General features: G+C 37.6%; 29 protein-coding genes. 4 read left to right on the plus strand and 25 right to left on the minus strand.

Annotated features, from left to right (window positions below; all coding sequences use genetic code 11):
• Positions 1 to 59: 59 nt before the first annotated feature.
• The 4 genes from MKX67_RS18240 to MKX67_RS18255 all read left to right on the plus strand — a co-directional run bounded on the left by MKX67_RS18240 (position 60) and on the right by MKX67_RS18255 (position 1262).
• Positions 60 to 389 carry a YolD-like family protein gene (locus tag MKX67_RS18240; protein ID WP_342488523.1) on the plus strand — a complete coding sequence of 110 codons (330 nt, stop codon included), beginning with the start codon at positions 60 to 62 and terminating at the stop codon, positions 387 to 389.
• A gap of 4 nt (positions 390 to 393) precedes the next feature.
• A complete protein-coding gene (locus tag MKX67_RS18245) occupies positions 394 to 744 on the plus strand; it encodes a hypothetical protein (RefSeq protein WP_342488524.1) in 351 nt (116 codons plus the stop codon).
• 62 nt (positions 745 to 806) lie between these two features.
• The gene (locus MKX67_RS18250; protein ID WP_342488525.1) at positions 807 to 992 is read left to right on the plus strand and encodes a hypothetical protein; all 186 of its coding nucleotides are present in this window, start codon (positions 807 to 809) and stop codon (positions 990 to 992) included.
• Between the two features lie 87 nt (positions 993 to 1079).
• Positions 1080 to 1262 (plus strand): hypothetical protein, encoded by a 183-nt coding sequence (locus tag MKX67_RS18255; RefSeq protein WP_342488526.1) that lies wholly within the window; start codon positions 1080 to 1082, stop codon positions 1260 to 1262.
• A gap of 79 nt (positions 1263 to 1341) precedes the next feature.
• On the opposite strand, the gene MKX67_RS18260 is transcribed toward MKX67_RS18255, so the two are convergent.
• From MKX67_RS18260 to terS, 25 genes are all read right to left on the minus strand, one after another.
• Positions 1342 to 1788, minus strand: coding sequence for a hypothetical protein (locus MKX67_RS18260; RefSeq protein ID WP_342488527.1), 447 nt, complete (start codon positions 1786 to 1788; stop codon positions 1342 to 1344).
• 21 nt (positions 1789 to 1809) lie between these two features.
• The gene (locus tag MKX67_RS18265; protein WP_342488528.1) at positions 1810 to 2820 is read right to left on the minus strand and encodes a DUF3231 family protein; all 1011 of its coding nucleotides are present in this window, start codon (positions 2818 to 2820) and stop codon (positions 1810 to 1812) included.
• 176 nt (positions 2821 to 2996) lie between these two features.
• A complete protein-coding gene (locus MKX67_RS18270) occupies positions 2997 to 3962 on the minus strand; it encodes an N-acetylmuramoyl-L-alanine amidase (protein WP_342488529.1) in 966 nt (321 codons plus the stop codon).
• A gap of 59 nt (positions 3963 to 4021) precedes the next feature.
• A complete protein-coding gene (locus MKX67_RS18275; protein WP_342488530.1) occupies positions 4022 to 4450 on the minus strand; it encodes a phage holin family protein in 429 nt (142 codons plus the stop codon).
• A 29-nt stretch (positions 4451 to 4479) separates the two neighbouring features.
• The gene (locus tag MKX67_RS18280; RefSeq protein WP_342488531.1) at positions 4480 to 4719 is read right to left on the minus strand and encodes a hypothetical protein; all 240 of its coding nucleotides are present in this window, start codon (positions 4717 to 4719) and stop codon (positions 4480 to 4482) included.
• Complete coding sequence (locus tag MKX67_RS18285) at positions 4716 to 5081, minus strand: hypothetical protein (RefSeq protein ID WP_341050619.1); 366 nt, start codon at positions 5079 to 5081, stop codon at positions 4716 to 4718. Before MKX67_RS18285 ends, MKX67_RS18280 begins: the two co-directional genes overlap by 4 nt.
• Positions 5078 to 9649, minus strand: a complete 4572-nt coding sequence (locus MKX67_RS18290; RefSeq protein ID WP_342488532.1) for a phage tail spike protein — start codon at positions 9647 to 9649, stop codon at positions 5078 to 5080. Before MKX67_RS18290 ends, MKX67_RS18285 begins: the two co-directional genes overlap by 4 nt.
• 26 nt (positions 9650 to 9675) lie before the next feature.
• Positions 9676 to 10425, minus strand: coding sequence for a distal tail protein Dit (locus tag MKX67_RS18295; protein WP_342488533.1), 750 nt, complete (start codon positions 10423 to 10425; stop codon positions 9676 to 9678).
• Positions 10425 to 12788: a hypothetical protein gene (locus tag MKX67_RS18300; RefSeq protein ID WP_342488534.1), complete on the minus strand. Its 2364-nt coding sequence runs from the start codon at positions 12786 to 12788 to the stop codon at positions 10425 to 10427. Before MKX67_RS18300 ends, MKX67_RS18295 begins: the two co-directional genes overlap by 1 nt.
• Positions 12789 to 12791: 3 nt before the next feature.
• Complete coding sequence (locus MKX67_RS18305) at positions 12792 to 13064, minus strand: hypothetical protein (protein WP_341050606.1); 273 nt, start codon at positions 13062 to 13064, stop codon at positions 12792 to 12794.
• 44 nt (positions 13065 to 13108) lie between these two features.
• Positions 13109 to 13579 carry a tail assembly chaperone gene (locus MKX67_RS18310; RefSeq protein ID WP_342488535.1) on the minus strand — a complete coding sequence of 157 codons (471 nt, stop codon included), beginning with the start codon at positions 13577 to 13579 and terminating at the stop codon, positions 13109 to 13111.
• 52 nt (positions 13580 to 13631) lie between these two features.
• Positions 13632 to 14135 carry a phage major tail protein, TP901-1 family gene (locus MKX67_RS18315; RefSeq protein WP_342488536.1) on the minus strand — a complete coding sequence of 168 codons (504 nt, stop codon included), beginning with the start codon at positions 14133 to 14135 and terminating at the stop codon, positions 13632 to 13634.
• A 2-nt stretch (positions 14136 to 14137) separates the two neighbouring features.
• Positions 14138 to 14551 carry a DUF3168 domain-containing protein gene (locus MKX67_RS18320; RefSeq protein ID WP_342488537.1) on the minus strand — a complete coding sequence of 138 codons (414 nt, stop codon included), beginning with the start codon at positions 14549 to 14551 and terminating at the stop codon, positions 14138 to 14140.
• Positions 14552 to 14555: 4 nt separating this feature from the next.
• The gene (locus tag MKX67_RS18325) at positions 14556 to 14996 is read right to left on the minus strand and encodes an HK97 gp10 family phage protein (RefSeq protein ID WP_342488538.1); all 441 of its coding nucleotides are present in this window, start codon (positions 14994 to 14996) and stop codon (positions 14556 to 14558) included.
• Positions 14989 to 15321, minus strand: coding sequence for a phage head closure protein (locus MKX67_RS18330; RefSeq protein WP_342488539.1), 333 nt, complete (start codon positions 15319 to 15321; stop codon positions 14989 to 14991). The genes MKX67_RS18325 and MKX67_RS18330 overlap by 8 nt, the downstream gene beginning before the upstream one ends.
• A complete protein-coding gene (locus tag MKX67_RS18335) occupies positions 15308 to 15622 on the minus strand; it encodes a phage head-tail connector protein (protein ID WP_342488540.1) in 315 nt (104 codons plus the stop codon). Before MKX67_RS18335 ends, MKX67_RS18330 begins: the two co-directional genes overlap by 14 nt.
• Positions 15623 to 15760, minus strand: coding sequence for a hypothetical protein (locus MKX67_RS18340; protein ID WP_342488541.1), 138 nt, complete (start codon positions 15758 to 15760; stop codon positions 15623 to 15625).
• On the minus strand, positions 15747 to 16028 hold the full coding sequence (locus MKX67_RS18345) for a hypothetical protein (RefSeq protein ID WP_342488542.1): 282 nt from the start codon (positions 16026 to 16028) through the stop codon (positions 15747 to 15749). The genes MKX67_RS18340 and MKX67_RS18345 overlap by 14 nt, the downstream gene beginning before the upstream one ends.
• Before the next feature lie 52 nt (positions 16029 to 16080).
• Positions 16081 to 17034, minus strand: a complete 954-nt coding sequence (locus MKX67_RS18350) for a phage major capsid protein (RefSeq protein WP_342488543.1) — start codon at positions 17032 to 17034, stop codon at positions 16081 to 16083.
• A 14-nt stretch (positions 17035 to 17048) separates the two neighbouring features.
• Positions 17049 to 17681 carry a DUF4355 domain-containing protein gene (locus MKX67_RS18355; RefSeq protein ID WP_342488544.1) on the minus strand — a complete coding sequence of 211 codons (633 nt, stop codon included), beginning with the start codon at positions 17679 to 17681 and terminating at the stop codon, positions 17049 to 17051.
• 71 nt (positions 17682 to 17752) lie between these two features.
• Positions 17753 to 17944 carry a ribosomal-processing cysteine protease Prp gene (locus MKX67_RS18360; protein WP_342488545.1) on the minus strand — a complete coding sequence of 64 codons (192 nt, stop codon included), beginning with the start codon at positions 17942 to 17944 and terminating at the stop codon, positions 17753 to 17755.
• 11 nt (positions 17945 to 17955) lie between these two features.
• Positions 17956 to 18975: a phage minor head protein gene (locus MKX67_RS18365; protein WP_342488546.1), complete on the minus strand. Its 1020-nt coding sequence runs from the start codon at positions 18973 to 18975 to the stop codon at positions 17956 to 17958.
• Positions 18950 to 20377 carry a phage portal protein gene (locus tag MKX67_RS18370; protein ID WP_342488547.1) on the minus strand — a complete coding sequence of 476 codons (1428 nt, stop codon included), beginning with the start codon at positions 20375 to 20377 and terminating at the stop codon, positions 18950 to 18952. Before MKX67_RS18370 ends, MKX67_RS18365 begins: the two co-directional genes overlap by 26 nt.
• 4 nt (positions 20378 to 20381) lie before the next feature.
• On the minus strand, positions 20382 to 21590 hold the full coding sequence (locus MKX67_RS18375) for a PBSX family phage terminase large subunit (RefSeq protein ID WP_342488548.1): 1209 nt from the start codon (positions 21588 to 21590) through the stop codon (positions 20382 to 20384).
• Positions 21590 to 22321, minus strand: a complete 732-nt coding sequence (gene terS / locus MKX67_RS18380) for a phage terminase small subunit (RefSeq protein WP_342488549.1) — start codon at positions 22319 to 22321, stop codon at positions 21590 to 21592. Before terS ends, MKX67_RS18375 begins: the two co-directional genes overlap by 1 nt.
• Positions 22322 to 22354 lie beyond the last annotated feature (33 nt).

Here is a 22354-nt window from a genome sequence, read left to right on the forward strand (position 1 = left end):
TTTCAAGTTGTATCAAGAACGAATGTTTGCGTATAATATAGTCATAAGGAGATGGGATTATGATTCGTGACCGCGGAAAAATGAAATGGCAAGGGTTCTTTATGAGCGAACATACGGAATTACTTAAGCAGATACCAGCCGAATATGAAAAAGTGAAAAAGCCAGAATTAGATGAGCAAGAACTTCAGGAAATACAGCTAATAACGATGGAATCATTAAACTACACTCTTACAATCAAAATGACCATTTGGGTTGATGGGTTCACGAAAGCTTACGAGGGCATAATCGATAAAATTGATCATATTAATATGTACATCCATTTGGAAACGAATGAATTAAAAACCTTAAAATTTCACATTGATGAAGTGATATCAGTCGAAAGGGTTTAACAACATGACTAGGATTAATGAAGCTGATCGTGATGTACTAGAGCAAGCTATATACTTACCGATGATTATTATCATCCTTGAAAGAGATTTAAAAATCATTGGAAATTCCCCGTTTAAGATTAAACAGCCTTATATTACCTTAATGGAAAATACTATTAAGAAGGTTCAGCGTGATTTGAAAGAAGTTAAAGTTAAGATGAGAAAAGGGAATATGAGAGTAAACCAGATTGGACATGATGAATCGTTCACTATGTATGAGTTTCACTATAAAGGATATGATGAGCAGCATAATTATTTTAATCCAAGAATTAAGAATAAGTGTGAGGAACTTTTAAGCTTTTACCTGAGCAAATAATAGGACTTTTTTACCTATTTTTTGTTAATATAATTACATATCATAGGAAAGAGGTATGTTTAATGAAATATGAGCCATTAGGATTTATTGATGATGGCGTTACTTATCATATTTATGCAGATAAAAACACAGTTACAGTAACTGCCAAAAAAGGAGAACTCGAAATTAAATGTATAGGAGTTACATTTAAAGAGACTATAGCAGAAGCTAAGGGATTTATTAGTAGTGAACTTCATTCAAAAATGTAACACCCTCTCTTAATGAGAAGGGTTATTTTTTTGCCAAAAAAGGACTTTTTACCCGTATGTGGAACTATATTCAAAAGGAGGGAAATCATGAAGCCTAACCTTATATATAACGTAATCAAAAAGAATGGTATACAGTATTATATTTTTGCAAAATCTCATCCTGTAACTGTTGTTGGAACATCAAGCAATGGAGGGATAAAAGTTGAGGGTAATACCATTAAAGAAGCGTTACAAGAAGCATTTGAAGGAATGAAAGCCCATCTCGATTGAGAAGGGCTTTTTATAATTTATTGACAAAAAACTCTCCATACAACTCTACCTCTTATCGATAATCAAAAAATTTGATGCTTTATACCTTCATAATCTTTGTAATTGTAAATCCACTAAGTATTCCAGGAATCACAAATAACATAGGTAACCAAACAGGTCCTAATAGTACACCGAAAATCTTAAAGTTCTCAGAATAAATCAATCCAATTGTAACAAAATATGCTGAAAACACAAATGGAAAGAAAGAATATCGTCCTCCTCCACCAGATTCTTTATATGCATCCCAAATTGCAAAGAAATATAAACAAGGATAAAACATAAGCCATTGATAATTTGCGTTTTCTATGGCGCAATGAATTTCTCCTCGAAAACTATAAATAATGATTTCATTAAAATTTGATCTAACGTTAATCAGTATCTCTAGTATAAGAAAAAATGTGCCTTTAAATAATTTTCCATTTAAATACTGACCAAATCCGGGTAATGCAATACTCCAGAGTAATTTTTCTAATGGAGAATATTTCATTCTGTTTCACCTTTTGGAGCTTTACTTTTCTTTAGCAATTTCTTTTCTGTTGGGAGCCAAAGGCGGTTGTTCTAACCATTTATTTTTAACCATTAATTTAAACCATTCATTTGTCACCATTAGATTTTTTAGAATTGTCCCTTCATAAGTTGCTATCAAATCCGTTCGCATGGATGAAGCTAATCCAGCTCCATGGTAATTTTGTGCAGCTTGGTATAAAAAACCGATATGATACAACATTAACTTATCAGAAAAAGGTGTATCAGTGGAAGTAGTCACTTCTGTTTCAAAAGACTTAGGAACTGGTAAATTATCGGTTTGCATAATCTTTGCTAGTGATATTATTTGTTTATCAGCTGTTTTCTCGGAATCGGTTAAAAACTTTCTTACTTCTTTCGATTGCGCCACTTGACTGAAGGCAATAGAAAGTGTTTTGGCCATAATATTTTTTTTCAAGTTGAATGAAATACTTATGATTTCTGTAGCGGTTAATCTTCTTTCCTTCCCGAAAAAACCACCTGTGAATTTTTGGCTAGATATGAATTCAGGGGTTTCAGTTGGATAAAACAATGGATCCCTCTGAAAACTTCCTTTTTCGAGCAACAGTTCTATAGTTTTATGATACATCTCTTTTGCATCGTTATCACATGAATCATAAAAATACCTTAAGTCCTTTCTAACTGATACTGCAAGAGCTGTATTATGTCCAAGCATTCCATGTAATGTCATAATATGTAGATAATGCAAACAAAATATATCAGTAAATAATCTTTGTTTCCCTTTAAATAAATCAGTTTCATTAAATCCAATTGGAACCGGAAATCCCTCTGTCTCAAAAAAAGTAACAATTTGTTTTTTTTGTTTTGCAAATGTATGGATTGCATCCTCAAAAATTTTTTTAATCGACTCATCTTCAATAATAGACAACATATATCTATTAACAACATCTGTCATAGTTCCATTCATATACTCTCCCCATAGCGTCCCTATTTCTGAAGATGTTAGTTTAAGTCTATTATTATTATTATTCATATCATCACCTCATTTTTATCATTATCAAATTTCTTATAATTTATGAGTTCAAGTTAGAATTAATTGTTATCAAAGGTTAGTATAATTCATTTTTCTTAGCAGAAAACAATGTTACAAGGAATTCAATTCATGATTATTAGAAAGGCCCCCCTCTCAAGTGAGAAGGGCTTTTGTTATTACTTCTTAAATATCTTAGCGCTTGTATCAGCACCAACATAGATATTGCGATTACCTCTTGATGTTTTAATGGTGACAACATTCGCTTGAGGCTTATCAAGAACCTCATACGTTAACCCTCCAAATTCGGCAGGAGTAAGTGACCAGTCAGAGTTCTTAGTAACTGGAGCTACATTGAGCTTATAAGTCCTCCATGTCTTTGCTGAAGCTGGTAGAGTAACATACTCTTTTTTTGCTTTTGTAGATGCTGGTTTACCTTTTTTGATTAACTCTAATAACTTAATGTTTTGAGGTGCAGTGCCTTTATAATCCTTTATACCGTATTCTTTAGCGAATTTGGCACGATTAGTATAAGAAGAATCAACACCCTTGGAATTGAGGTAATCCACGATGCTATTAGTATTCTTTGGTGATGTTGTGGAAGGTTTTGTGTTTGTTGATGTGTTGTCACTACCGAAATTTTCTTGCTCCTGTACCCCTTCGACCTTATTTAAAAAGTCCTTCCAAGAGATCCCTTTATAACCTGCTCGTAATTGAGCAGGGCAGTTTTTACCTGACCAATCATGGTGTTGTTTAACACTACTGATATCAAGACCGTGCTTATCCATTAAAAGCTTAACAAGTGCTGCACCATTGCTTAGAGTCTTTTCGTAATCGCCATCTGAGTTGACACACATCTCAATATGAATTGACTCCGTGTTACCTGGTCCTCTACCATCTCCTGCAGCCCAACACATAATGTCATCCTCGAATGACTGGATGATTACTTCATCATCAACAGAATAGTGCCAACTAGCTTGTCTAGGATTTAAATTTGATTGAATGTTTGCATGAGCCTGTGCATTAGCACCTGGATTGGTATTACCCGTTTGGTGAGGTGTGATGGACTTGATTTTGTTACCTTTACCATAAGAACGCTTATTTATAACCTCTTGAGATACTAATTGTTTTTTGATATTAACCATTTAAATAACACTCCTTTTATTTGTATTCGATTAAAAAAAGACTGCCCGATTGGACAGTCTTACTTTTTTATTGGATTATCTGAATCATCGTGCTCATCTTTCAACTGTATAAATTTATCTGATAGGAATTTAGGTATTTTTACATCTAGCCTTCCTAAATTCTCAATCAAACTTATTCCCTCAGTACCAATTAAAAACATTAAAATTGCATAGCGAATAAACTGACCTTCGTTACCCAAGATAATATCTAATTGTGTTGCCACAATAATTAAAGAGAACATCGCCCCCTTCTTCATCAGTCCTTTAAATGCAGTTTTAGACGATACTTTCTTGTCATACCAAGCAGCTGCAACGCCTGTAATGTAATCAATTACCATTAAAATCACAAAGGCTGTTATCAAATGATCTATCCCTCCAACTAAATAGGCGATGGAAGATACTCCACCGCCAGCTAATGCAACCCATAATGTGTCTGTATTATGCTTCATTACTAATCTCCTCCCAAAATAAAAAAGCCTTATTCGGCTTCTGGTGATAATCTACCAAGAACTTTAGTTTTAATCACTTCAGACAATCGCCCTTCCACACCTGCCATGAAATAATCCATAATAGGCATAGTAAAACTTCCGTCAACGTTTAATTGTTCGTTTGGTATACTTGATTGATCTGTACCCCGGAAATTCACTACCCGGAATTGTTCACCATTTTCAGTGATATTTCGGGAACTTGTTTCTATAAAAATATATTGTTCCATCATTCTGTTACCTCCTCAATGATTGGCTCTAATAGACCTAGTATCCGTGGCTTGATAGATTCGCCCAAATCAGCTAGGTTAATAACCCTTAAATCAATATCGACTTCCTGTTGCATTAACTCGTCTGATTCTTTCTGATAATTTTTCAATTTATCTTTTTTAAGCTGAATAGTACCATCCTCGTTATCTTTTTCTTTATACTTTTCGACGATTGTCTTTCTTACCTCATCACTTGCCTTAACTTCCTCCGAAATTCTTTTAAAGTTTCGCTGAACTGAAAAAGCTACCGATGTGGGTATTTCTTTGTCGAGCAAGGAGCTTAACCCATCAATTAAATTGTAAAGTTCTTGTACTGTTAATTTCATGCGATTTTCCCCTCCAATACCTTTATTTGATTGCGTAATAGTTGGTTTTCGGTTTTGAGCCAATTGATCTCATCTGAATGATTACGAGTTCTTTTATCAAGCTCTTGAATGCCCTTCATGTTGATTGAATTCATAAGATATTGTTCTACACCATCACCATCAATTAATTCATCGGCAATTTGATAGCCCTCACCTATAACTAATCCTTGTCTTATTCGAGAATGCCCACTTTCAACTTCTCTTTTAAGACGATATTGATAAATGGTTGATCTGTTGATAATATCTAACGCACTGTCTGTCCACTCTTTAATATCTTCTTTGTATGACGCCATTGAACCTGTTGGGAAACTTGCTGCTCTAATAGGGATGTACGTTCCTGTAGTTCCACTAGCTGTTGCTCTCACTTCGTTATTAGCTCTTACAAATAAATTTTGACCAGCAGTATTCGGATTTACTTCAATATAATTACCTTGAAATCCAGCTGCGACCACTTGGCGCCAAATAATACTTCCTTCATCAGCCATTCCAATACCTGTTGCTCTTATGTCACCGTTAGCACCCAGATATAAGTGAGTTCCTCCTGCTGATGTGTTTGTAGCAATTCCAGCAAAATAACCCTTATATCCCCTTGCATTACGGTATACCGGGTTACCAGAAGAACCATCCACATATCCCTTGTTAACAAACCTTGTTTCATCATCTGACCCTATATAAGCATTGGTTGAATTAGTACTGAAACCAAAACCATATATAACGGACGCTCGTAAATCACGATATACAACTGATCCGTCAGCTTGCGTAAACGCTGAACTTGTTATTCTTACTTCTCGATCTGTGCCGATATATCCATTATATCCCGGTCCAAAACGTAATCCTTGAGCCCTGATAGGTCTGTAACTGTAATTCTCTGCAACACCATCTGATGGAATACTTGAAATATTAACTACCCTGACTTCATTAGTTGAGTCCGGAGCCAAATAGACATTAGAATTACTTGTGCCTAGAGCTGCACTTGTTACTAGTGATCTATCAACACTAAATCGTTGAGATCCTCCTGAATTATATCCAAACAACCCGTCAGGATTAACATTTACATATTGCCCATTAGACTGCGTAAGACGGACATTTCCTCCAATGATTTCTAAGTTAGTTAGACCATCCGATGAACGGAACTTAGCTCCATACACATCAATACCTCTCAATGCACCTACATTGATACGGTCAGCATTCACGCTTGCAATTTTCGCAGCTGTAACAGCTAAATTATCTATCTGAGCAGTTCCGATAATGGCATCTTGTAATTTCGCACGCGTAATAGACGCATTTGCTAATGCGCCATTTTGAGCAGTAATACTATTTGCCGCCATTAAGTTTGCTGTGATTGATCCATCCACAATTAAATGGCTATTATTCTTTCTTCTAACAACTAAATTATCCACCCATGCCCTATTAGTTGTCTCTCCATTATTAGTAAAGCTTACTCGAAGTCGAATGTATCCAACACCAGGAGGCACTTTATAAGAACCCGTCATCTTTGTCCATCCGTATGTTTTTGTTGTTGTGTATGCGACTGTGGTCCAAGCAAGATGTTGTTTTTGAAGGTCATATGTTCTAACTCCATACGACAACGAACCCGAACCCGCAAGATTATTAAATCTATAGTCTAACTCGAAATATAACTCGTCACCTTCCCGAACGGTTATTAATCTTTCTTGTTGGGCATCTACATTTCTAATATCACTAGCCCATAAACCTAAACATTTACCAGACCCATTGTGCCCTGACCAAGATGTTTGATCTACAACCCTTATGGTTGTGATATCTGAATTATCATTTATCCAACCTCTAGGCATTTGGTTGATAACATCATCCTCAAAATCTCCATTATCAATGAGGTTTGTAAAATCACCAACATCTAGTAATCTAGCTTGAATTTTAACTGTACCTGGCTGAACATTGATTGCACCAATAATCCCATCTCGGTCTACTTTCAATTCAATATCATCTGATAAGAGCCTTAGAGATGATTCTGCTGAAGTCATTCTACCGGTTAATGAATTAACTTCTTGAGTGGATGCTTTAAATGTTAATTCATATGCTGTTTGGTCAATTTTTGTTTCTGCTGATGAGATGCGACTGTTTATATCCTCTGGTGCAGGATTCCAACCTACTTCTTTTTCACCTTCTACCAACATTACCCTTCGTATCTCAAACCATTTACCAATTTCGGGTTGAGTAGAGCCGATCAATATATATCCCGAATCACTACTCCATGTCGAAGTAAAAGTAATAGATACCTTTTGAAATTCAGTTGATGAATTGACTGCCTGTGGTGGTAAAACCGCATTACTCTCAGTTGGTCTCATCCGAAAAATATAGTCCAAAGTAGTAACGGTTCCACGTACTTCAAAGCTTAAAGTATAAACTTGACCTTGTTTGAAATTGATGTTTCTATCATCGGGATGATTGGTAAATCCGAAATTTTGACTCGACGTAGTAGAACGTTTTGCTATCATTGAATTAGGATTACCATCCACTTTTGTTAGGTTTACAGAACCCCAAATCCCTACTGGTCTATCAAATAGAGAGTTGTAGTATAAGTTCCTTCCACCAATCTCCAAATTATTAAAGTCTGACCTAAGCTCATTCACACTAGTAGAAATCCCATTAGCCTTAATATCAACCGCAGCAATTTGACTAAGAGCACTACCAACCTCACCAGTTAATTCATTAACATTAGCTTCCACATTCTGCGCTCGTAAAGACAACCCATCTAGGCTGTTATCAATTTGGAGAATTTTATTCTGATAAACGCCGTTGTCTACCTTATTAAACAATTCCTCATTGACCAGATATATTTTTCCATCCACATAATCAAAGCCTGCTTTATTTGCAAGCTCAGACATCAAGCTAACCTCTGTTGCTGTTATCTCAGCATCAGTATACTGCTTTGAATCAGCTTGGATTTGATCATATACATCTTGGCGAATCATATCAGCATAAATGGTACCTTCAGCAAGTAAGTCAGTAGTTTTTGATAACTCCCTTAACTCTGCAGCTATATCGGGTCCGAATAATATATCATCACTGACTACCCTGTGGGTCGCTCCCATAACTTGCACAGACCAATCACTCGGTGTACTATGCTGATTTACTGCCCGTATACGGTAATACCAAACTTGATCAGTACCAACCGAATGGAGAAAACCACTAGTATTTCCCCTCCACAATAAGTGCTGTGTGTCTGGCACAAAGTCTTTTAACTGTGAGCCATATACTTCGTAGTGTTTTACATAAATCGAACTGCCGTAGTCCCAATATAATTGTATAGCTCCTATTCCGCCTACCGCTTCAACATTTATTGGGGTAGTGGGCTTGATGTCTGGGAAACTTCCCTCTGTGACTTGTTGTGGACGATCACGGATTTGTTCAACTTCTTTTTTTAACTCTTCAAGCCGATCATCCTCTAAATCGAGAAATTGCCCCATCTCGACAACCGTGGTACCGTCAATGTCTAAAATGTCATATTCCATGGCGATGATACGAGATTGTATTTCTATTGGTCTAGCAAACTTGCGGTCTATTGCTATGGCTGTATCACCTAAACTTACTTTATCGTCAAATAAATCAACGGATAAGCGATAATTAACTACTGGCTTATTATTATTTTGGAGATTATCCCAAGTTGCCCACAATAGTTCCTCAGGGTCCTCATAGTCTTGATTGCTAAACTGACCAAAACGATGTAAAGCTACACCATCACGAATGCGGCGATAACTTGCAAACGCCTCTGGATCACCAACCCATTTTTGCCCTTTAGGTTTGTCGAATAGATCTCCATTAGCAATAGACATTTCAACATCGCCGAAATCAATGTAACGAGTGTTGCCACCGCCTTCTGTTTCAAGCGATGCCCCCCAACCATACATAGCAGTTACAGGATAGCTTAAGACTTGTCTACCAATTTCAGTTGTATTATGGTCTATTTCAAAGCGCTGACCTGTGTCTTTGCCAAGCCGTTGGATAATTTTAATCTTACGAGCGACAATATTATTTTCCTCGTCAAACTCAACGACATCTTTAAATTCGCCGCCCCAAACTTTGATAATCTCCCAAATAGCATCAACCGACCGCATACGATAAAAGTTTGTGGAGGCAAGTCCTAAGTCAACTTCAACTTCTCCTATCCAACCAGTACCTTCTAAAGCCGCATCTAATGCGACTTGTGCAGTCTTATCAGAAAATCGCTTATCTAAGATGATATGCTCGGCGAGTTCTAGGAACTCTGGCTCACATGTTGCTGTGGTTAATGGACCATCCATGCCGTCAGAGTCATCTAGCTCTTTAATAACAAATAGCCTTAAATCACCTTCATGATCTCGAAAAACAACTTTATTTTCTTCAAGCACATATTTAGCATCTTCTGTATCTGCTTCAATAGTAAAAGAAAAAGGTTTTTCTGGTATCTTATTAATTTCAATACGGTAAGGGGCACTAAAAAGACCACTATCCTCAGAGATAATGGTCAACGGTTGGTCGTCTTGGTTAAATGTGAATAACTCTGTCATGTTATACCTCCCTTCTCAGCTAAGGCTTAATAATATCTTTCGTCATAAACCAAATCACAATCATGACTTGCTTTTAATGTTATTTCACCTGGTTGTAACAACACATAGTTAGATGACATACTGACCGCTGGCCTTAAATCGTTACCATTTAAAGACACCTTTCGACCATCAAAGCTAATGAGTAACCTATCACCAGGGATAAACTCAAAATTTAATAAAAGATAAAGACCTACATTCGACTCTAACTCAAATGAGCTAACAGCTTGCTCAAAAACCACTTCAATTGTCCATGGTGTCTCTACTTGTCCAGCGACTATAAATTGAGTCTCTGTAGTAGGGATTGGCACTCTTTTGACTTCTTTCATCTTAGTTGCGTCAGGTCGCCAAAATGTCATAGTGAAAAGATGTGTACCATTTACCTCTCCATCCTCCGTAACGCTGCTGAGAATACCATAATAGGTAAACTCTGGTTCATCAGAAAAAGAGATAGGAACCGGTTCCTCTGTAGACAAAATTCCATTTAACCCATTTAACTTCTCACGCAATTCGAAGTCAGACTCACACACCATCATAGCCTTTACTGTTAATGGCACAGGTGTCTTAGTCCGTTTTTTAAAACGATATGAACCGTTAGAACGCTGAGTAGCATGTATTTCATTAGGAGACAAAGAGCGACCCTTTACGTCTAATACATAAAAATAACCAGATAGATCCACTCCGTTATGTATCATACGAAATGGTTCACCTAGATACTCATCATATGAAATATCAAACATTAATTTGGTCGCCTCCTTTGTCTAAAACTAGCACGATTTTGCTCGCCAGAGATATATTTAATAACTCCCTGAGCTTCGTGACCACCGATATTAATTACTGCATATTGTTCTTCTCTATCTGGCAATTCTATCTCGTTTACTTCTGCATTAAAGGCATGCTCAATAGCCCTTGTTCCATCACTAAATGATGTATCAAAGGTTGCAGTGCCACCGATATTAGCAAGTGCTATATTTGGGGTGAAAGCGTTCCTAGCAGATGCAGCTAAACTCGTCATTGATGACATGATTGGTTTTTTTGCTCTAGTAATTGATTTTGTAATAGGTCCGCCAAAGTCCATGCGGTGGATATCAGATAATGGTCCTTCCTTTGCAGGAGAGAACGGCCATAAATCACGAACAGCACCAACAATGCCCTCAACTTTACTGACGATTTTATTTTTCATTGCCATCAATCCATCAATTGCGCTTTGAATTATTGCTTTACCTGATGCATATAGATCCATGTCAGTAAAAAATGATTTGATATTGTCGAGAATATTACTTACTTTTTGTTTAGCATCATTCATCTTTTCTCGCATAACACTAACTACTTTTGAAAATGTTTTTGTAGTCCATGATTTAATTTTATCCCAGTTTGCAATGATCAGAGCGACTAAAGCGACTACTGTAGCAATCACCCAGCCAACCGGACCCATGGCGATTAGCCATGATGCAGCAACACGCGCTGCGTGTATCATGGACTTAGCTGCCAATACAGCATACTTTGCTATTATTTTCGCCATACTTACAATCATAGATGCTGTTGCTTTTGCAGCTGCTTTAATCATCGTTACAGTAAAAGTTAAAGCTACTTTTGCTGCGTGTAAGGTTGCTTTAGCCGCAAGGACTGCGTATTTCGCTATTACTTTTGCTATATAAGAAACAGTTTTACCCACCCATAGAGCTCCAGACGTTGACATTCTTACAAATCCCATTGCGATTTTACCAACGAAAGAAGTAAAGAAAGGAATTATTTTACTTATCGATGAGATAATGAATCCTGGTAAACCAGCAAAGGCTGTACGAACTGCTATGATAGGTGGAAGTAAAGCCATGAAACCCCCTGCTATCATTACTAAAATAGCGATTGTTTGACCGATAACAGGATTTGCTGCCATCATACTACTTGTCCAAGCAATAATATTGTTAACCACTTGAAGCACTTTTGCTCCTATTGGCGCTATCGCTATTCCTAAATTAACCAAAAATGTAGTAATGTTACCGATTAACGCTATTACAGTCGGTGCATTAGCTTGAATGTATCCTATGAATTTTTGAAATTGCTGATTCTCAGATAAAGCTTGTCCCCACTCTTTAAAACGGGCAGTAAGATTTTGAAATCCTGTCATCATATCTGATGCTAATGGTCCAAACGCAGTAAACATACCAATTAAGCCTAGAGTAATGTTTTTTACTATTGCCCATATTTTGGGTCCGTTTGTTTGAAGATATGAAATGAAATTTTGTAGCGCAGTAGATCCTTTTATTCGCTCAGTAAAATCCACGAAGGACTGGCCCATATTCTTAAATCCTTGTGCCATAAAGTCTGTCATCGGAGCAAACGCAACTGTAAGGTTCATAAACCCTTGGATTAGTCCGCCTAATCCCGACATTACTTTATCTAAAATTGGAGCAGCACTTGTATTTAAATATCCAAAAAACTGTTGTGCTGACTTCGAACCCATAAACTTATCAAAGCGTGATGACAAGTCAGCAACTGTACCTGCAACGCTTTTAAACATTGGATTTAATGATGACAAAGCTTTTTCTATTCCCGTCATGGCGCTTGCGAAAGCATTAGCTGTTTGTGGGGCTATTGCATCTTGAACACCACTCCAAGTGCTTTTGAGCTTATCTAACGCCTTCATCGCCCTAACATTTTCCTTCGTACTTTTTGCAGTACCATCAATAATCGATTGAATAGTTGGTATAGCCGCAGCACCAAAACCAACAGCTGCACCGCCGGCAATACCAAAAGCTGCCGCGAGAGCAAATGTGTTACTTCCTGCTACAGCAATCATTGGTCCAAGAGTACCTAATAGTCCAACAGCCGCCGCGATAATTGGTACTAATGCTGGGCTAACCATCAACATACTACCTTGAAACATATTAGCACCTACCGTACCGAATGCACGAATCGAATTAGCAATTCTGGAAATTTGATCTTGAATTGCATTAAGACGTCTTTCTGATTCTTGCGTTACTACAGTAACTCTGACTCTGGTTTCACTTGGTAAATCTCTTATCGTATCCCTAACTCTACGCATTCTCCGTCTAAATTCACTAATTCTTGCACCCACAATTGCACTTAAATGAGAGCTCAAGACTCAACCTCCCTTCGGCTTGAAATTCGGCTTAAAGCCTTTGAATTTATTGTTTAAATCAATCATTCGTTCTAGGTTTTTATCAGTACCAGTAATGCCTTTTTCTAGGTTTCTTCTAGCCTGATTTGCATTGAAAATTTTACGTTCACTTGCTCGTTTAGCATGTTGTGCGTACCTATTCGCCATGGCTGTTTTCGCCATAAGTTCATACTGATCTATTTTTCGATTCAGCGCTCCTATCCTTAATGCTTCGTACTCCCATGGCTCCCATGACATAATGAGGTCCACATCGAATATACCCATTAAATGAGCAGCGTCACTTATGACTGTCTTGTAGTCTGTTCCGTCAGAAACTTCCGGTTTTCTTTGGCTTCCTCGATCATTTCTAGAATGGCCTTTTTCTCGTTTTCCGTCTCCCCGAAGTCGCTCATCAAGTTCAAGTTCTTCCAATATTTCTTGACTTTTTGTTTGAAAAAACCCGAGTTATCTAACTTTCGAAATGCATCCTTAAACAACTGATCTGCATCGCCATTTTCCTCAATGTGTTTCAAAATAGCATTTTCAATGGATTCGAGTGAAGGTTTCTCACTTTTCAAGTGAGAAAGAGCACAATCCCAAAATGCAGATAAAAATAGAATGTCAAATTCTAAGAGTTTACTATAAATATTGATTAGTCCACCCTGCTTATTGCCTTGTGAGTCTTCCTCGTTATACTTTTCATTTGCTACTTTCTCGAATTTAAAATCTGTACGAGCCTCATATTCTTTTTCACCAATTGTTAATGTAGCCATCTCTGTAAAACCTCCTCATATCAAATAAAAGAGACTGGTGTTAACCAATCTCTTAAGTCCCTGTACTTGTACCTGTTTCACCAGGTTGTTCGAATTCAATTGCACTTGCATTTAGAATGCCTTCTGGTAACTCAGTAAGGGTCCCTTCAACTGATTCACCCTCAACTTGGAGAGTCGCGCTAATTTCGATGAAATTATCTCCCGGGCTAGACTTTTCAACCGATTCAACTAAGCAATAAGCAAACACAGCATCATAAGTGCCTTGTTCGTTTGGAATTAAGTCAACTTCCCATACTTTCAATTTCTTCTTTTTCTTAATAGCATTAATCACAGCTAATTGACCAGCATCTCTTTTTACTCCATAAGTTGTTAATTCAAACGACTCACTGTTTTGACCATAAGCCAAGATTCGTCCCATTTTGGTTTGCTCATCTACTAACTCATTTTCAATGGAATGAGTGCCTTCTGTTTGTTCTGCCACTAATAGAGCATCTGAACCAACTGTAGCATCAACTGGCTGTACTAAAAGGATTGTATCCTTGCCATTTTGTCTCATTTTTAGTCCTCCTGTTCAATATAAAAACGGACATTAAGAATTCCCTGATAAGGAAAACCAATGTCCGCTGGGCTAAGCACCCTCATATTTGAATCAATTATAAATTTAAACACTTTAAAACCCTCGACAAGCCATTTTTCTTTTGTCAGAGCCTTTACCATTAGGTTAAGCATTTGCATCGTTTCTCGCTTGCCCTGTGCGTCACTGTAGCAATGTAAAACCCAAGGTATGTTTTCGCTGTAAGATGTTTTGCTCTCAAATGGTGATACAGTAGGCTCACCAACTGTCACATAAGGAAACGGTGTATCCTGATTAACATAATCATAAACACCTGTAATTACGTCGTTTAAATCAGCATCTTCACTCAGACGTTTGAAAATCGCTTGTTGTAATGGCCATAGTGCTGTTTCTTTCATACTATCACGCACCTAATCTACCTAATTCAAGTTCAAAATGACGGCTCCCTGCTTCAATAGCTGGTTGCCAATATGGTTGAGGTTTCATACCACGAGTGTAGACATAACGATTTAGCTTTTCTGACCAGTAAACCCAAGGGGTACGTCGGCCGTTTCCTGTACTACTATAGATTCCTGTGCCGTATTCAACATAAATGGCATAGGCAGCACCCACTATAATCTCAGCTGATAACCCTCGATTATAATAACGAATTTCGATTGAGTTTCTTAAGTGTCCATCACCAGTGGGTGCTAGGGTCTGGGCTTGACCTTGTATCAATTCGGCAGTCTCGGTAATAACTCGTTTAACCTCTTTGATAAATTCTTTCTCAAACCTATCAACCTCTCTATCAAACTGACGTAAACCACCCATTTGTATGCCGATACTGATACTACTTCTAGCCATCAGCTAACAACCTCAAATCAACCCTCATGATTTCATTCTGACCGCCTTGATCTAACGGCTTACCAACTAACTCATAAGTATCTCCTTCACACACCACACGCATTTTTGTCGTTATATCGGTACGATAAGGAAAATACAATTGTCTGTCAAACGGGTGATTGGCTTGTTGAGCGCGGTAAATAGCTTCTGATTTAGGAGTATCTAGAAATCCAACTGATTCATCGTACGTCGCCCATTCTCCAAGCAACCAGCCACCGCCTCCATCAGGAATCTTTTTCCCTTCTATAAGGAATGCAACGTCATGAGGAAACTCAGCGTGACGCATGAAATCTCACTCTCCTGTAAGGATTTAGATTACGCTTAATCTTTTCTGGGAAGTCAGTGTCATACGAATACGACACAGACCCCATGGAACGGCTAGATAACCCATCAGATTTGATTTTGAACTTTAACGACTCTCCAATAAAGAGCCTTACACCTGCAGGTGGGGTATCAACATCAAATGTAGCGCCACAATAATCCTCTGCATACTCCAATAAGATTGGCACCATCACACTTAAGTATGTTTGGTGCTCCTCCTTATCGATTTCAGCAATAGAAGATACCTGATCAATTAAATAATCCATCTACTCACCTGCTTTGGCATTTGATTTAGATGTAGTAATCTTCTTGTCGACTTTTTTATATCCCGGTGGCATTTGAGACGGCTGAACAACCATTTTATGACCTTTATGGTTGATTACTTCGATTTTATTCCTGGTCATTGTCATCACCAGCAATTAGAGCGATTAAATTTTCTTTTTTAGCATTAGGGTCATATTCAAATCCTTCGTTTTCTAAAAAAGCTTTAATGTCATCTTTATTTACTTTAGCTAACTCTGCTTTTGGCATACCTAGCAAACTATGGTTTTCTTTTGAATTATCGTGCTGAACTACTTTTTGAAAACCATGTTCTGAATACACCACATTAAACACACGCTCGGTGACTTTTAATGTTTTATCACCTTTTTTTATTTCTATTTTCTCAGCCAAATTAAATTCCTCCCTTCAAAAGAAATAAAAGACGGCAGTGAGCCGCCTTTTATTATGGTGCAACTACTTCCGGAGTAACTGCTGCAAATGCATCCTCGGATAATGTCATAAAACCAACTTGCATAGTAGCGCGAAGTGCAAACATATCACGCTCAAACAAGTTAATTGGATTACCTTCTGCATCTTCAATTGTTGTTAAAGTAGCATCCTCCGAGATTTTATATTCGATGTCTTGTAAAATTCCATAACGAGCATAATCCCAATCAGCTGCCAATAGGTGGGCTTTAGGATAATCCCAAGATTTAGAATCCACATAGCCAATAGGTAACCCCAGTGCTTGTGATGTCACTCCTGCATTAGCATCATTAAAAATAGGTAAACCATTTGCGTCCTTTGCACCACGCAATTTTTGTCGGAAACGACGTGTTGTAGTAAATCCATTCACGTCTTTATCGTGATCCTCAACAAGCGCCATTACACCGTTCAACTCATCATAAAGGTTCCCGATGGAATTAAGAGCAATAGTATTACCCGATGCCTGAATCTTCTCCCATACTGATGTACCAGTCCCAAACGGCGAATTAGTACCAAATAAGGCAGCTTGGTCAAATTTTATAGCAAATGACTCTTTGATAGCCGGTTTCATCGCATTAAAGAAATCTGAAACCGAATAACGCAAGAACTCTTTAGAAGCAGGTAAAATGATACCGAGTTTTTTCGTTACCATTTTGGCTGTTAACCATGTGGCCTTACCTGTTTGGATTCGTTCACCTTCACCCACCCAGTAAGCACCAGGACCAGATGCTAAGTAAGTAAATTCTTTTTCTGGCTTTGTCATAGGTTCATATTTTGCCAATTGAGTAATAGCAGATGATTGCATAAATTCTTTAAGGACAAGAGTGCTTTCTTCTTTAGGTATAGATCCTGTTCTCGCATCCTGAAGCATTACGTTACCTGGTGTAAAATCGAACTGTTTAATATTGATAGATAATAAATTTGTTTTCATTGTGATTCATCTCCTTAGTTTCTAATACTAATTTCGCCTGCTAATTTGTCGATATCAATTGCACTGCCGCCAAAACCACCGCCACTAATATCAATGTCCCTTCCGTTTTCCTTGAATTTAGAATCAACACCTGATTGAACAGCCTTGTTATATTCCTCTTCGAGTTTCGTAAGGTTTGATAACGTTTTCTCTTCATCCTCGGCAATAAAAAAGTCAATAATCCCATCAGGTAGATTTTTTTCTTTAGCTACCTTCAAAGCTTTATTGACTAAAGTTTCACGATTGCGGGCTTTACGCTCATCCTCAATATCTTTTCTTAACTTCTCTAACTCTAATTGCTCTGGCGTTTTAGCTGGGTTACGTTTTTTTACTTCTTCATCAATGAGGGAATCGAGGTTGTTTTTCTTCCACGTATCTAACCCCCTAGTGAAATATGAATCTAGTTTAGGCTGCAAAATGCTTTTTCCTTCTTCTGTTTCCAAGAACCCTTTTACTCCCTCAACAGTGGGCATAGAAAGTTCTCCTAGATAAGAAATAACTTCTGGTTTATCTTTGTTTTCAGAAATAAACTTTTTTATTGCATTAATGTCGATAGTTCCGTCGAATTGCTTAATATATACAGGTAATAATGTTGTTTGTTTTAACATCTTTATTCCTCCTAGCCCTTGTAGTACGAGCCTACAAGTGCAAAATTAATAAGCCTTTTATAGCGTCATGCTTAGGACGAGGTGTGTTCTTGAGTAATGTTCACTATTAAATCATCTGGATATTGTTGAGAAAGCTCTTGTAAGAACCTCACAGATGATTGGAGTAATGTTGAAACAGATGCACATACCACACTTTTCGTATGGCCATTTGCTTCAATTTTCATATAACCGTCATTATCGACAGTTACTTCTATTTGGGTCATATAATCACTTCCTATCCAGCAAATTTACTTTTCCATTCTTCGAAGCTTGTAAACGGCATAGTTGTTGATGGTGGGGTTATTTCCTTTTGTGCCTTTTTTAATGCTTGTTTATAAGTAAGTCCATCAACCATGTATTCCTCCATTCGATCTGCGATTTTTTGTTGGTAATCAGGGTCCATATAATCACGACCACGACGGTACTCGGGTAATAGCCCATTTACCTTTCTCAGCTTTAGACAACGACAATTAATATCCATTGAAGCCACACCCCACAAATGGGGTCCCTTGGACTTTAATCCTTTATAAGTAAAATACCCTTGCTCGTTTGTTTCTTTTCCATCTAGTTCCCTGTGTGAGTTCCTAACCTTTAAATCCAAGGCAGAAAGCCACACGCCAGTGACGGTCGTATATTTAGCTGCTTGCTCTTCGGATTTTTCTCCGGCAAGGCTCCTAGATCTCCCCGCTTCGGTACGGACAACGGTACGTGCTTTATGCTGGTTAAACTTGACTGAGTTTTGTAATCGTCTAGCGATAACGGCATAACCTTCACCTGCCTGAATACCCTGAGCAATCTCGATATTAATGCGACGTATAATTTGGTTTCGGTGTTCCTCAAGAACCGACGAGAGCGTTAGCTTATCTATTGGATTTTTAAGTATTTGTTGGATTAGATCCATCGTTGGTAAAGTTACTCTCATTGAATAACCTGTGCTCATTTCGTACAAATACATATGTCTGAGATATCCCTCAAGATAGACATTTCCAGTCGATGTTTGAAGGATTTTGACAATCTCTTTATACGCTCCATTGAGCACACTGTTTATCCGTGTGAGTTCTTTGTTTAATCGGTTGTACCTGTTTACATCAGTCCATGATATTTCTCCGTCTTTGTTAGCGTATTTGACATACATATCTGCCAAGATTTTTGTAATATCCATTAAACGGCGATTAAGGATTTTTTCTATGTCAGACTCTGCCTTTTTGGCGAGTTTATCGAGATATTCTTCAATCTCCAGCTGGTTCATCTTCATCCTCACCACCTAATGGCTCAAGACTCTTGGTGTACTCATCAGCTTCTTTCTTCATTTCTTCAAGTTCAAAGTCAACATCATCCACAAAAGAAAGAAGAGATAACCTTGTTTTCTCGCTGACATTACCTTTTAGGTTAGCTGTTGAAGTAGATTCATCGAGTACATTAACTGGTAAATTTCTTTTAAACCCGAACCAAACTTTCAAATAATCTTCCATTCTACAGATATTACGTTTTGACCAAGAAGAGCAAAGCACCTTAAACTGATAGCGAAGAGCAGTAGTCATTTTTCTTTCCATAGTGATGCATTTATTCTCTAATGCCATAATTTTAAACTTCATTGCAACACCAGTGACATTCCCACCGAATGACTCATCAGAGAAGTTAACTGATTTAGCAAAACGGAGGATATTTTCTTCTAGTCTGTCTAAGTGATTCTCAATCATTTGATCGTTAATGTCTTTGGTTAAATACTTTACATCGTCACTATCCTCAAACAACTCGAAAATACCAGTTTCTTTAAGCTTTTGGAGAGTCTCTTCATCAGCACCCATTCCCTTTAAAATAAGGTAAGCTAGCCTATATTGTTCGATTTCGTTAGAAGCATCAGATAACGTGCGATCATAAGCGTCAATCAATTTAATTACACGCTCTGCATCCCCCATTAACTCTTCGTTATTAGGCAATCCAAACAATGGACAATAATCGAACATATGAAATTGCTCATTAATGTACTTAAAGTCACCATCGTTATTAGCCTCATAAAAATAAATTTTTGAGGAATCGTATATTTCTGCTTTTAGAAAAACCTGTTTTGTTCCATCGTTTAGAATTCTACTTACACTGTAGTAACGAATGCCAAATTCAGGCTCTGCGATGCTATTACTGGAAAGGATGATGACTTCCCAAGGGGCGATATTTTTTACTCTTTCTCTTCCCTCTGTATCGATATATGCTAAGCGAGCACCATAACCACATATAGCAGCTTTTTTTCCCCACTCAGCATCTTCATCTTCAATGTTTGAACGAAGGAGAAATTCTTTGATTTCCTTATCAAAAGGCGTTTCTACTCTATCACCAATAGAATCAGCTTTATCTTCTGTGTCTGCTTGGTAAGTGATAGGATGACCAAACATATAGCCAACCTTGGTATCTACAATGTCTACATCAAAAGCATTATTGAGCTGATTATTTACCTTGTTATCTATTCTTTTAATTGCACCAGTCTCAAAATCCTCGTAGTCGATTGGCGTTCGCTGTAAAATGGGGACGCCCTCAGATGCAGTCTTATAACGGTCATATATTTCTTCCATTCGTTCTCTATCTCGTCTATGGGCATCTATAATACCTGTGACCAATTGCGGAGTAATCCCTTCTTTAAATGCCTGTAGGTACTCATTCATGTTCTCACCTCCGTTTTCCTGTGATGATATCCTTCTTATTGCGTGTATAAATGGCATACCTTAGCGCATCTAGTACGTTATCCCATTCTTTGACTGGTTCGCCTGTTTTCTCATTCCACACATAGAGAAATATCTCTTTTTTGAATAACTCAACATTATCTATCACAACATATAACTTTTTGAGCTTAAACCTTCTAGCAATTTCCTCAATTCCCGCCAATACAGATTTATCGGCATTCATAGCTTTCAGCCCTTCTCTCCTGAACCTTCTTACATGCTCTGGTCTGGCTGAATCGCAATAAAAAAAGATGTTCCCATAACGCTCTTTGACGTTTTTAGCCACATCCACCCAATAATCTATTTCTTCATGTTGCTTACTATGCTCTTCCAAAAGATAAGTATCTCCCTTGTCGTCCTCTCCAAGCACTACAATAGCACCTGGATGCTCATATCCCCAGTCAACACCTGCGTAATAATGTACAAAATTCTTTTTTGCTACTTCTTCAGATGAAATATAGTGAATATCCTTATTGAAATCTTTGTATATTACACCCTCAGCAGCAACCCATAATCCATATATGTCTCTGTCTGTGTACATGCCAGTCGGAGTGGATGCCACGATACTTTCAACATACTCGGGATCCAAGAAGATGTTATCAAATAAAGTGAAATGAAATGCTCTAATGTTTAACCTTCCATTGGATAACACTTGGCCATCTTTATCAATGTAATCTTCTTTTACGGGATGAGCAGGGTTTTCTGGATTCGTATCTAGAAGTATCTGAGCTCCAGGATATGAACAACGCGAAATAACCTCTTTGACAAACATATCATGCAATGCTGTACCTTCATTAAGAAATGCACCCGCAGATGTAAAACCACGTGCTTTTTTCCAAGCATCGGCATTAGCTCCATCAAAGCAATAAACTCTATTACCGAATACAGTTACTGCATTGGTCTTATCTAGCTTTAACTCTTTGCTAAGGATAACCTCCATATCATTAAGAACATTACGACGTATGCTTGCCTGTGTAGAACCACCGATAATAAAAGATAATCCTTTATTTTCATATCGTGCAATGAGAATTAAAAAAAGCAGAATTAAGACAAATGTTTTCCCGGCACGTTTTGCCCCACTCGCAGCGATGATTTTTGGTTTTTCTTTGATAAAACAATCCATCACTTCTTTTTGTTTCGGAGTCAAGTCTGCCATTACTCTTCACCTGCCAATCTTCTAAGCATGGAGGCAATTTCGCTTTCTTGAGCATTGGAACCATTACCATTTTGAAGCTTATCAATTTCTAGTTTTGTTTTATCAATCTGAGCATTCATTAGAGTGAGTTTAAGCCTTCTTTCATCATTATCATGTGCTATGTCTAAGAATTGCTTAATTAACCCCCTGAACTCTCCCATCGCTCTTGATTGAGCATTAAGAAATGTTGCATGACGGTCCCAAGCAAATTGATATTCCCATTCGTGTTCTTCTGCAAAATCGGAATCCTTTTTCTTTTTGAGCACTTTTATGATCTCGTCTTTATCCTCTACATACATTATCTTTTGCGCTCTTATGATAGCTGCATATTGAATCTGTATCTGGTCATAGATTAAATCAGCAGGCGAACGCTCTTCCATTTGCTCCATGATTTCTAATGTCTCATTAGGTAGGAACTTTGAGAAAAATCCGTGTTTCTCTGCTGCCTTGTTCCGTTTCGTGAATTGGTTTTGAGGATTGGGATTCCCACTTCTTTTCCTTGTTGCATCTTTTGTTAATTGGGTTGCAACCTTCTTCTTTCTGGTTGCATCCTTTTTAGTGGGATCCCTCGACCATCCTTCGCGGCTCTTTCTACTCTTCAATGTACCGATTTTTATATCATGCTTATCAGCAAGCGCCTTTAATGTAATTTTTGATGTCTCAAATTCTTTTCTAATATCATCCCAGTTCATTACATGGCACCTACCTCCTTAAAATGAATAAAA

The sequence above is a fragment of the Cytobacillus sp. FSL W7-1323 genome (assembly GCF_038595015.1).
Classification (GTDB): Bacteria; Bacillota; Bacilli; order Bacillales; family Cytobacillaceae; genus Cytobacillus; species Cytobacillus kochii.